Consider the following 10472-nt stretch of genomic DNA (forward strand, 5'->3'; position numbering starts at 1 on the left):
TCGGCCGGTTCGAGTAGGAGGCTATGCGCTCCTGCGTTCCCGCCGAAAAAGAGTCCACCCAAAATTCATTCCGGCCACTGCCGCCAAGATCGCAACGGCCCCGACGACCTGGGCCAGGGCACGGAGGTGGAGGTCTTCGCGGTGGTGGGCGTGGTGCGCCAGATTCAGCGGAGGCGCGGCCATGTTCGGCCTCGCTGACGGCAACAATTTCTACGCCAGCTGCGAACGCGTCTTCCAGCCAGCGCGGCGCGGCGTACCTGGTAGTGCTGAGCAACAACGACGGGTGCGCGATCGCTCGCTCGGCCGAAGCAAAGGCGCTGGGCATCAAGATGGGCCAGCCGGCGCACGAGCTGAAGCATCTGGTTCGGCGACACGGCCTCTAGATGCGATCGGCGAACTTTGGCCTCTACGGCGACATGAGCGCCAGGGTCGTTTCCATCCTGCGGGAGGCAGCTCCGCGCGTGGAGGTGTACAGCATCGATGAGAACTTCATCGACCTGACAGGGGTGCGCCGCCATGAGGCCTTCGCGCAGGAACTGCGCGCCCGGCGCTGGACGGCCAGACCAAACTGCATCGGCATCGGGCCGACAAAGACGCTGGCCAAGCTCGCCAACAAAGCGGCGAAGACCGGCACGGGCGTAGTGGATCTCGGAAACCGGGCGGCCCGTGATGTGCTGCTGGCCAGTTCCCAGTGGAGGACCTGTGGGGTGTCGGCCGGCGCCTGGCGCCGAAGCTGGTGGCAATGGGCGTCCGCACCGCCGCGGACCTACGTGGTGCGCCAGCGGACGACATCCTCGCCAAGTTCGCGGTGACCTTGGCGCGCACCCAGCGCGAGCTCCAAGGCCATCCGTGCATGTCCCTGGAGGAAGCAGAGCCGGATCGGCAGCAGATCATGGTGAGCCGCTCCTTCGCTGACCGGGTGCACGACCACGAGGCCGTGGCCCAGGCGCTGGCGACCTTCGCCGTGCGTACCTGCGAAAAGCTGCGCGCTCGCGCCTTGGTCGCCTCCGGCCTGTGGATCTTCGCGCACTCCGACTCCTTAAGCCCGGAGCTGCCACAGCACGCCGCCAACCGGACGATGGCACTGCCGGCGGCGACCAGCGATACCATGCTGGTGCCGGGCGTCGTTCGTCGCCTCCTGCGCGGCCTGCTGCAGGAGGGCATCGGTTACAAGAAGACGGGCGTGGCCCTGCTTGATCCAGCGCGACCGGAGGACGTTCAGCAGGAACTGTTTGCGCCAGCGGTCGCCGGCGACCAGAGGCTCATGGACACTCTCGACCAGATCAACCGCAAGTTCGGCCGCGGCGTCGCCGTGCTGGGGGCTTCTGGGTGGAAGGAAAAGGCCGAATGGGGAATGCGGCAGCACATGCGCTCCGCCAACTACACGACATCCGTGCACGAGATACGTCTAGCGAGATGCTGACCATTCCGCCGCCCTTCACAAGCCAAGCTCCTGTCAGTTCTGTCGCCATTGCGCCGACATGTATCACGTTGCACTATCGCCTACTGACTGCCATGGCCACCCGCCTAGGCAGCCTAACTTGAGGATGCTTAAAAAATGGAAATTTGCAAGCTGGGCGTGTCGGTTGAAGATGCGGCGAAAATCGTTAGGGGCGTGGCGGAAGGCAAGTATTCCTTGCTGACCGGAGCCGGCTTCTCTCTAGGTTCGCAGTGTAGCCATCCCGGACAGGAAACCGCACCGACATCCCTGGAACTGGCAAAGCTGCTGGCAAAGCAATTCTCATTAACGATGATACCGCAGTCCGCAGCGGACCTACCAAGCGCCTATGAGGATGCCGTTTTCAAAGTAAAAGACGCAACCAAAGTCTATGCATACCTAAGAAGTGTGCTTACAGGCCTTCAGCCCACCTGGCATCAGAGTGTCGCCGCATTCGCGTGGAGAAGATTATGGACACTCAATATCGACGACTTGCCTCAGTCCATTTGGCGGGATGCGTCGAAAAAGCTCAAGAGCTTCCACTTCAAGGATGGGTATCAGCCAGTACCCCACCTAGAAAACGAAATCCACGTAGTTTACCTTCACGGCCGACTAACCCATGGCGGCAAGCCCTCCAATGAGCAGCTAGTTTTTTCGCTGCCGGAGTACGTGGAGGCAACTCGCAGCCCAGGATCTTGGCACGAAGCATTTTTCGCGGAATTTAGCGATCAACCATTCATCCTTTGCGGCGCGTCGGCGGTCGGAGAAGTCGATCTGTCAAGAGCGATCCGCTCTGGCAATCAATCCCGAATCTCAAGAGACATGCCTTCCTTGGCCGTCGTATATAGAGCGGACGAAGCTGCGAAGGAGCGTTTCAGAGATAGGCTTGGCCTCATCCCTATAGACTGTCCGGGCGAAACGTTCTTCGCCGCTTTAAAGGTCGATGTAGACGAGTACCTCGAGAAGAATCCACCTTCGATTGCGCCAGGCGCGTCACTCAACGATGCCAGAATACTGGGTGCGCAATTTCAGCTTCTCACGAATCAGCGCTCACCACCCAAATCAAGGATGCAACGCCACGACTTTTATGCCGGGGACGAGCCAAAATGGGAAGACATCCAAAACAACTTGGATGCATATACTCAAAATTCCAAGAGGACTGTAAGCTACATCGAACGATGCTGGTCTGATGGTCAAATCCCGGTAGTGATAATTACCGGTGCCGCAGGATGCGGAAAGTCAACCAGCCTACTGCGAGTGCTGCGGGAGTGCTCTTCCTTTTCTGATTTAACGTATATTTTTAGAAATGATGAGGGCATTGATGTTGGGGCTATTGCCAGATGCATGCCTACCACCTCAAAGATTGTGCTCGGCTTTGATATGGCGGCAGACTATTCCTTTGAAATCGGGGAGCTTGCAACAGAACTGATAAAGAGAGAGTCAAAATTTGCAATAGTTGCAGTTGATCGCTCAACTCGTAGCAGAGCGATGAGAAATGATCTGCGAAGAACAATTCCTCACACGACAGATGCCTCCAGATTCTCAAGCAACGACGCAGGATCGCTCTATCAGAGAAGGAAGGCGAAGCACCGCCTTGGCTCGTTCACCGAATCCACCGAGAGCGCATTCAGAAAATTTGTTGTCAATATGCATGATGGCAACGTTTTCTCAGCGATGGCAGCACTAGAGGGTGGGACTGGACGAGGATTCGAGCAAAGACTAAATGAATTTGTCAATAACTCTATAAATTCTGAGAATATACTACTGCTTGCACACGCAGTGAGCCTTTCCCACAGGTGGGGATACCCTTTGCCCGTTAGAAATGCGAGTATCGCCTCAAGAATTGACCCCGTCACGTTAGGCGAACTCTGCAGTGACAGCGGTGAGCTTTCGGATATATTCACCATAAATCCAAAGGGCTTGGCATTCAGACACCGAGTTCTGGCATCTCACTTTTTCGATCAAAGAAAAGACTATTCGTTACGGCAAAGTGTGTTAGTTGAACTTATTTCATCACTTGCCCCCCTTGTTACAACTTCAGCAATTCGAGCCAAAACTTACACTCATCTCGTTTGTCGAGCAATAACGCGACGCGGCGCAGTTCTTGACGCTGTCGGAGATGTGCATAGCGCCCGCCAGGTTTACAGCGATGTTGAGACAGCATTCGGACACAACTCTAGATTCTGGGAGCAAAGAGCGCTGTTGGAGAGTCAGGCCAACGACCACCCCAAGGCTTACTCCTATGCTAAAGAGGCAGTGTCCAGGGAAAATCATGCTTTCCCATATACTACACTTGGACGGGTATGCATGGCGCAAGCGGTGTCCTTGGGAGTTAGTCAACCCCGAAATGCAATAGAACGTTTTCAAGAGGGCAAGGCTGCATTACTGCACGCGAGAGCGATTGCCCGCAGAACGGAGCTTGTAGCTCATCCTTTCACTGCCTTCTTTACTTATGCGGAGCAATTTCTACCCATATCCAGATTGGTTCCAGAGGGCGAGCGGAACCTGAAAGATGATTGGAATGACTGGATTCAACAAGCACGCAGAGATAGTATTTTTGATGACGATACGCTTCAGGCACTTGATCACAAATGGTTTAAAGCCTGCACGGCTGCATAACAGACGTTCGAGTTGATGGGTATTAGTGCCACTGATTCTAGGTGGTGCCGGAGAATAGCCGGGTGCGAACAGGCACCCGGCTCACTGCCATCTGGCTAAGAGCTGTAATTGCAGCTCGCCCGCCGCCATTGAGGCCCCAGCCATTGAAAAACCGCCGCGCTAGCTGCACAGTAAAATGCCCCAAAGTGCAACCACGCCAACCTGCTCGACCAAGTGGCCTGAATCTGTTGCTCATCCGGTGATCGGTGTATCGAACCGCGCGTAGTCGAGGTAGCCGAGAATCCGGCGGAGACCACCATTTCGAAGAAGTTGCCGCTGAGCACGGTCTGCCGAATATATCGACGGAGCGGATGCTCGATGCCGGCTGGCCAGATTACGAAATGATCGGCGACCGCGTCGACAAGCAAGGCGTCTATGCGGATCTGCTGTCGGCGGCCCGTGCGCAAGTAACCTTGGCCAACGTCCAGCCCCTGCGCAACCAGCGCACTACCGTGCGACCCGTCGCCGAAATCAAGGAATGCAGCAATGGTTGAGAACATTCATCTCTCAGCCGACGGTCTAAATACTCGACCGCCCTCCACTCTTGAAGCCAACACCAACCGCCGCAATGGCATCAAAAACTTTGCAACTGGAAACTCAAACCTATGCGAGAGACTTGCTCGCGCTAAGCCTTTCCATTACAGCATCTCCAAGCGATTGAAGCATGTTGCCGCAATTAATGAGCTGATCCAGCGTTTCGACAATAGTTTTAAAGCACTCATCGATGCGCAAATCGCCATCGCTTATCTGCCCAGCAAGATGCGACGTGTACTTGAGTCCACGCAGACCGCCCAAGAGCATCAATGCATTTCCCGCAGCGTCATCATCCAAAACATGGACTCGATGTATCACCTCAGCAAGAAGGGGAACCTCGATTTCATCTGCTTGCTTAGCGATTCGCTCGCGGAATGCTCTATCCCCTTTGTATACTGCCTCGAAGATCACGCCGGTCAGCTTGTTTCGAATGTCCTGCAAAGAGCGTTCGGCGAGCAAGATGTCAGGATAGGTGTAGAGAAGAATTCCTTCCCCTTCTCTTTGATGCAAGGCATCTTCTCGACCGCGTGCTTTCCGCTCCATAGAGGCAACCTGATCACTGGTGTCTTGAGTCTTAGTGCCGAGCCTATATACGGCCACGCCGACGCCCAAAGCAATTGCGCCGTTAATGTAGTCTGCAACAACGCCCCATTGAGCAGCTTGGGGGCAGAAGAAGGAGAGTGGCATTGGGTACTAAGTCGTAATTTTGCAGGCCCGATATTGGTTCACAGCCAGCAAAACTGCAATAGACCGCTCGGCCGCTCTGGAGCGGTGCATTGAGATCTCGCTCTTCTCCGGCATGGAGGCCGCGCACCTTGCCTGGGCACCCCTCGGCTGGCAGTGCGTGGGCGTGGCCGAGATCGAACCAGCAGCTTGCGCCCTGCTGCCCCCCCCCCCAACGTACCGAATCTCGGCAGCGACCGATATCACCGACGAACAGATAAAGGCACTTTGCGCGATCGACGTCGTGATCGGCGGCAGCCCCTGCCAGGATCTGTCCGTCGCTGGACGCCGCGCCGGCGTAGGCGGTGCGCGGTCCAGCCTGTTCCATCAGCAAATGAGGATCTTCAATGCAGCTCGACATTTTTGCGGGGCGCGCTGGCTCGTCTGGGAGAATGTTCCAGGCGCCTTCAGCAGCAACAAGGGCCGAGACTTTGCTGTCGCGGTTGGCGCAATGGCAGGATCCGTCGTGCCTGTCCCCCGCAATGGCTGGGGATGCGAAGGCGTTGCCCTGGGTGACAACGGTCTCGTCGAATGGTCCGTGCTTGACGCGCAGTGGTTCGGAGTGGCGCAGCGGCGCCGTCGCGTGTTCGCTGTCCTCGATACTGGAGACTGGGCCCATCGATCCAAGGTACTTCTTGAGCCCGACAGTCTGCGCGGGGATTCTGGGCCGCGGCGCGGGGAAGGAACTGCCAGCACCCTTACGGCTGGCGCTGGAAGAAGTAGCGGCCCAGGGTCGCGCGCCGAATGCGACGATGGAAGCAGTCTGATACCGCACACGCTCGGCTATACCAGCGGAGAGTTCGAAGTAGCTGCGTGCCTCACTGCGAAGGGCATGCGGATTGACTTCGAGGTGGCGACATTTCTCGTCCAGCCGAACACCCATACCCTCACCGCCAACGGATTCAACGGTAGCGAAGATGGGTCCGGCCGCGGCACGCCGATCACCGTAGCGGAGGTGGCGGGCACGCTTGATGCCAACCACAGCACCAAAGGCCAGGATTCGTGGACGGGCAAGCTGGCGGCATTCGACTGCAAAGCCGCCGGCGATAACGGTCTGTCGATCGGCGACGTGCCGGGGACCCTTCGCGCGGAGCATGGCGGTGGGCATGCCGCAGTGTTTGGCGACGTGGGCGTCCGCAGGCTCACGCCGCGTGAGTGCGAGCGATTGCAAGGCGCCCCCGACTACTGGCCCCTGATGCCAAACGCGAAGGGAAAGCGGATGGCGGACGGCCCCCGCTACAAGATCCTCGGCAACAGCTTTGCCGTCCCGGTGATCAGGCGGATGGGCACCCGAATTGATGCGGCAACTCAGCCCGCTCTGGAGAAAGCAGCATGACCCAGCGACACATCAGCCACCCCGAGCCGTCTCCGGCCTGCGCCGCCGGTCACAGCTTCCAGAGAAGGAGCCGTCAATGAGCGGGACAAAGACAGCAGCAGATCTGGCCGCCGACCTCCAAGACATCGAGGTCGTCATGATCCGGACCTCACTCAGCCGGGCATCCATTTACCGGCGCATGGCGCAGGGCAATTTCCCCAAACAGCGGAAATTGGGAACTCGCACAGTGTGGGCGAAATCGGATATCGACCGCTTCTGCGCCGCAGTGATCGGCGACGGAAGTATGGGAGACTGTATGGGACAGAATTTGGCAGCGTAGAATTTAGCTGCCATTTCAGTCACTTGCAGAAGGTCTTGGCGGAGAGAGTGGGATTCGAACCCACGGAAGGAATGACCCTTCGCCGGTTTTCAAGACCGGTGCCTTAAACCGCTCGGCCATCTCTCCGTATCGGTAGCGCCTCCGCGCCCCGCGTGCCCAGGTCATTGCAACCCAGGCAACCGGTCGGGGCAGCGCCCCGTCCGGCATGGCTCCCCGGCATTGGCCGGGGGTCGCATTCTCGCATTTCAGGTGGGATTTGCCCACCCGCCGGCGGTCGGGCTCAGCCCGCATCCACCGCCAGCGCACCCAAGGCACTCGCCTTGATCTTCTCCTTGGCCCGCTCGCACGCGCCACCGCAATCCAGGCGCGAGGCCTCCAGCTGCGGCGGCAGGTGCTCGGCCAGGAAGTCGATGAACACGCGCACCGCCGGCAGCAGGCCGCGGCGGGAGGCGAAGACGGCGTGGCAGATGCCCTGCGGCAGCGACCAATCCGGCAGCACCACTTCCAGTTCGCCGTTGCGCACGGCGTCGGCGCAGACGGTTTCCGGCAGCATCGTGATGCCGAAGCCGTCCTTGACCATGCTCTGCAGCAGCGGGAAATCGAAACCGGCCACGCGCGGCTGCAGGTCCACGCGGCGTACCGCGCCTTCCGGGCCGTGCAGTTCCCAGCGCTGGCGGGCTTCGTCTTCGCTGATGCTCAGGGTGACGTGGTTGGTCAGCTCGTCCGGATCCTTCGGGCGGCCGGCGCGATCGAGGTACTTGGGGCTGGCGACCAGCAGTTCCTGCACCTGGCCGAAGCTGCGCATCACCAGGCTGCCATCGTCATCCAGGCGCGAGCGCACTCGCAGGGCGACGTCGTAGCCTTCGTTGATGATGTCCACGCGGCGGTTGCTGATGTTCAGCTGCAGCCGCACCTTGGGATACTGCGCCAGGAAAATCGGCAGCAGCTTGGGCAGCTGCATCTGCGCGAGCGAGACCGGCACGCTGGCGCGGACTAGGCCACGTGGCTCGGCACTGAGGCGGTCGACCACCTCACGCGCGGCCTGGGCCTCGGCGAGCATGGTCTGCGCGTGGCGATGCACGCTGGTGCCGACGTCGGTCACCGCGAAGCGACGCGTGGAGCGCTGCAGCAGGCGGACGCCCAGGTCGGTTTCCAGCTGGCTGATACGGCGGCTCAGGCGGGATTTGGGGATGCCGAGCGCGCGTTCTGCTGCGGCGAAGCCACCATGATCCACCACCATGGCGAAGTAGTAGAGGTCGTTGAGGTCTTGCATACCGAAGTTCCAGATATAGAACAATACGTGGTATTCAACCACCTTTATTCCAATCAAGCAACAACCTAACCTGTTCTCCGTCGGCGGCGTCTACCGCCCCTCCCCCAGAATCAGGTGATTGCCATGAAGCTTCTTCACATCGACGCCAGCGTGCTTGGCGAAAACTCGGTCTCCCGCCAGCTCTCCGCTGCCGTGGTCCAGCAGTGGCGTGACCAGGTCCCGGGCCTGGAGGTGAGCTACCGCGACCTCGACGCCCAGCCCGTTCCGCACCTGCGCAGCTCGTCCCTGGCCCAGTCCGACCCGGCCGAAGTGGCCGACGCCGAGCAGGTGCTGGAGCAGTTCCTGGCGGCCGACGTGGTTGTCATCGGCTCCCCAATGTACAACTTCAGCGTCGCCTCCACCCTCAAGGCGTGGATTGACCGCCTGGCCGTGGCCGGGCGTACCTTCAAATACACCGAGAACGGCCCGGTGGGCCTGGCGGGCGGCAAGCGCGTGATCGTGGCCAGCAGCCGCGGCGGCCTGCACACCGGTGCCCCGACCGATTTCCAGGATCCGTACCTGCGCCAGGTGTTCGCCTTCTTCGGCATCGACAACGTCGAGTTCGTGCGGGCCGAGGGCATCGCCTACTCGCCGCAGCACCGCACCGATGCGATTGCCCAGGCCCTGGCCGCGCTGCCGCAGCCGGAAGAACTCGCCGCAGCCTGAGCCACGCGCGACCCACACCGTTCCCTCCCCCTCGTCGTGACGGTGTGGGTGTGGCAGAGATGGCCCCTCCCGGGGCCATCTTTTTTTTGGACGCGGCTCCGCCTTTACTGGAGTTCGCAGTCCCGCGTCACCGGCGATCCGAGGATCATGCCGTTGCCCGTGCAGGCCGCGGTCACAGCCTCGCCTTTGCCGAGCGCGCCGGCTGCCTCCCTGGAGAGCCCGGAGATCATCACCTGCTCGAAGCTTCCGGCCTTCAGCAGCACTTGCGGTTCATCCATCAGGTCGGTCTGGATAGTGGCTACCTCGCCGGTGATCAGCAGCCGCTTGCCCTTGTAGAGGACGTCGGCGGCGACCTCATTGGCCTCGTAGTCCCGATAGAGCTGGCGCGCCGTGATTTCGACAGGCGCGACGGGCGCGATGGCCATGTCCTGCTGGCTGCCCTTGTCCGCGGGAGCCTTGGCATCGAGGGCCGGCTGGCTGATCGCGCTGACGGTGCCGGCGAACACCACGACGCCCACGAGGTAGACCACCGGGGAGGCGACGAGGGACAGCAGGAGCTGGGCGATGCCCTTGCCGGCGCCGCCCTTGGCCATCGCCACGATCGCCAGGATGAAGGCCACCAGATTGAGCGGCCAGCCGAGGAATAGCCCGAGCCCCGGGAACGGGATCAGGAAGCACAGCCAGGCGATGCCCAGCATCAGCCACGCGGCGATGCCGGCGGGATTGGAGGATGGGAGGGGTGCAGCCGCTGTGTTCACCGGGCGTCCTGTGGAAGTAGAGGTCGGTGCCCAGCCTGTTCGCTGTGTGCCGCAGGAAATGGGCGTCGATCACACCGCTACGTGCGGGCCGTGCGAGCCGCCACCGGATGCTCAATCCGCGAAGCCCTGTGCCTGCCCTCTCTGCGGCCCTCTACGCCGACTTCCGCCCACTCGGCCGTCAACTTCTCCTACATTTCATCAAGGCGCTTTCTGATCTGCCTCTCTTCCTTTCTGGAAGCCGCACCGATGACGCAATCAACGCTGCAGCGTCGCGGGAATGGCCGCTAAGCTGGGGGCCCTTTGCACACAGCTGATTCCGCATGGATTACCGCGTCGTCCAGACCCACCGCAGTGAGTTCCCCCGCCCGATCACCCTGCAGCCCGGCGACGCGCTGCAGGTCGGCGAGCGCTATCAGGGGCCCGAAGGCTGGGACAACTGGTATCTGTGCCAGACGCCGGGCCAGGCCGCAGGCTGGGTGCCGGCGCAGGTGATCGGCAGGGACGCGCAGGGCGATGCGATGGCCGCCGAGGCCTACTGTGCGCGCGAACTGGATGTCGACGTGGGCCAGCACGTGCGCGGTGAGCGCGTGCTCAACAGCTGGGTGTGGTGCGAGGTGGTCGGCGGCACGTCGTCTGGGTGGGTGCCGCTGGGGGTGCTGACGCCGATGACGGACGGGTAGCAACTGTCTTATCAGGTGCAGACCAACGCGGCCTCGGCGTCCCGCTTG

Annotated in this window: 11 protein-coding genes and 1 tRNA gene; 8 read left to right on the top strand and 4 right to left on the bottom strand. The window is 60.6% G+C overall.

Going from position 1 to position 10472, the window contains the following annotated elements; genetic code table 11:
- Positions 1 to 383: 383 nt before the first annotated feature.
- The 4 genes from AB9O74_RS15500 to AB9O74_RS15515 all read left to right on the top strand — a co-directional run bounded on the left by AB9O74_RS15500 (position 384) and on the right by AB9O74_RS15515 (position 4590).
- A complete protein-coding gene (locus AB9O74_RS15500) occupies positions 384 to 812 on the top strand; it encodes a hypothetical protein (RefSeq protein ID WP_369349848.1) in 429 nt (142 codons plus the stop codon).
- Complete coding sequence (locus tag AB9O74_RS15505; RefSeq protein ID WP_369349849.1) at positions 743 to 1423, top strand: DUF4113 domain-containing protein; 681 nt, start codon at positions 743 to 745, stop codon at positions 1421 to 1423. Before AB9O74_RS15500 ends, AB9O74_RS15505 begins: the two co-directional genes overlap by 70 nt.
- A 135-nt stretch (positions 1424 to 1558) precedes the next feature.
- Positions 1559 to 4057, top strand: a complete 2499-nt coding sequence (locus AB9O74_RS15510) for a hypothetical protein (protein WP_369349850.1) — start codon at positions 1559 to 1561, stop codon at positions 4055 to 4057.
- Positions 4058 to 4407: 350 nt separating this feature from the next.
- Positions 4408 to 4590: a hypothetical protein gene (locus AB9O74_RS15515; protein WP_369349851.1), complete on the top strand. Its 183-nt coding sequence runs from the start codon at positions 4408 to 4410 to the stop codon at positions 4588 to 4590.
- A 109-nt stretch (positions 4591 to 4699) separates the two neighbouring features.
- Here the strand turns inward: AB9O74_RS15515 and AB9O74_RS15520 are convergent, their stop codons facing one another.
- Positions 4700 to 5317, bottom strand: coding sequence for a hypothetical protein (locus AB9O74_RS15520; RefSeq protein ID WP_369349852.1), 618 nt, complete (start codon positions 5315 to 5317; stop codon positions 4700 to 4702).
- A 19-nt stretch (positions 5318 to 5336) separates the two neighbouring features.
- On the opposite strand from AB9O74_RS15520, the gene AB9O74_RS15525 reads away from it, so the two are divergent.
- Together AB9O74_RS15525 and AB9O74_RS15530 are read left to right on the top strand one after the other, a co-directional pair.
- The gene (locus tag AB9O74_RS15525; RefSeq protein ID WP_369349853.1) at positions 5337 to 6689 is read left to right on the top strand and encodes a DNA cytosine methyltransferase; all 1353 of its coding nucleotides are present in this window, start codon (positions 5337 to 5339) and stop codon (positions 6687 to 6689) included.
- 76 nt (positions 6690 to 6765) lie between these two features.
- Positions 6766 to 7008 (top strand): helix-turn-helix transcriptional regulator, encoded by a 243-nt coding sequence (locus AB9O74_RS15530; protein WP_369349854.1) that lies wholly within the window; start codon positions 6766 to 6768, stop codon positions 7006 to 7008.
- 36 nt (positions 7009 to 7044) lie between these two features.
- On the opposite strand, the gene AB9O74_RS15535 is transcribed toward AB9O74_RS15530, so the two are convergent.
- Positions 7045 to 7134 (bottom strand) — tRNA-Ser (locus AB9O74_RS15535).
- A gap of 154 nt (positions 7135 to 7288) precedes the next feature.
- Positions 7289 to 8281 carry a LysR substrate-binding domain-containing protein gene (locus tag AB9O74_RS15540; protein ID WP_019184298.1) on the bottom strand — a complete coding sequence of 331 codons (993 nt, stop codon included), beginning with the start codon at positions 8279 to 8281 and terminating at the stop codon, positions 7289 to 7291.
- 123 nt (positions 8282 to 8404) lie between these two features.
- Here AB9O74_RS15540 and AB9O74_RS15545 point away from each other — a divergent pair, with 123 nt between their 5' ends.
- Complete coding sequence (locus AB9O74_RS15545; protein ID WP_319206945.1) at positions 8405 to 8986, top strand: NAD(P)H-dependent oxidoreductase; 582 nt, start codon at positions 8405 to 8407, stop codon at positions 8984 to 8986.
- 104 nt (positions 8987 to 9090) lie between these two features.
- On the opposite strand, the gene AB9O74_RS15550 is transcribed toward AB9O74_RS15545, so the two are convergent.
- Positions 9091 to 9744 carry a hypothetical protein gene (locus AB9O74_RS15550; RefSeq protein ID WP_369349855.1) on the bottom strand — a complete coding sequence of 218 codons (654 nt, stop codon included), beginning with the start codon at positions 9742 to 9744 and terminating at the stop codon, positions 9091 to 9093.
- A gap of 320 nt (positions 9745 to 10064) precedes the next feature.
- On the opposite strand from AB9O74_RS15550, the gene AB9O74_RS15555 reads away from it, so the two are divergent.
- The gene (locus AB9O74_RS15555; RefSeq protein WP_369349856.1) at positions 10065 to 10424 is read left to right on the top strand and encodes an SH3 domain-containing protein; all 360 of its coding nucleotides are present in this window, start codon (positions 10065 to 10067) and stop codon (positions 10422 to 10424) included.
- Positions 10425 to 10472: the final 48 nt, after the last annotated feature.

Source organism: Stenotrophomonas sp. JAG2 (assembly GCF_041080745.1).
GTDB lineage: Bacteria > Pseudomonadota > Gammaproteobacteria > Xanthomonadales > Xanthomonadaceae > Stenotrophomonas > Stenotrophomonas maltophilia_AA.

Bases quoted from the DNA above. Each gene is read 5' to 3' on its own strand.
- AB9O74_RS15500 (WP_369349848.1), top strand. From the start codon at position 384: ATGCGATCGGCGAACTTTGGCCTCTACGGCGACATGAGCGCCAGGGTC.
- AB9O74_RS15505 (WP_369349849.1), top strand. From the start codon at position 743: ATGGGCGTCCGCACCGCCGCGGACCTACGTGGTGCGCCAGCGGACGAC.
- AB9O74_RS15510 (WP_369349850.1), top strand. From the start codon at position 1,559: ATGGAAATTTGCAAGCTGGGCGTGTCGGTTGAAGATGCGGCGAAAATC.
- AB9O74_RS15515 (WP_369349851.1), top strand. From the start codon at position 4,408: ATGCTCGATGCCGGCTGGCCAGATTACGAAATGATCGGCGACCGCGTC.
- AB9O74_RS15520 (WP_369349852.1), bottom strand. From the start codon at position 5,317: ATGCCACTCTCCTTCTTCTGCCCCCAAGCTGCTCAATGGGGCGTTGTT.
- AB9O74_RS15530 (WP_369349854.1), top strand. From the start codon at position 6,766: ATGAGCGGGACAAAGACAGCAGCAGATCTGGCCGCCGACCTCCAAGAC.
- AB9O74_RS15540 (WP_019184298.1), bottom strand. From the start codon at position 8,281: ATGCAAGACCTCAACGACCTCTACTACTTCGCCATGGTGGTGGATCAT.
- AB9O74_RS15545 (WP_319206945.1), top strand. From the start codon at position 8,405: ATGAAGCTTCTTCACATCGACGCCAGCGTGCTTGGCGAAAACTCGGTC.
- AB9O74_RS15555 (WP_369349856.1), top strand. From the start codon at position 10,065: ATGGATTACCGCGTCGTCCAGACCCACCGCAGTGAGTTCCCCCGCCCG.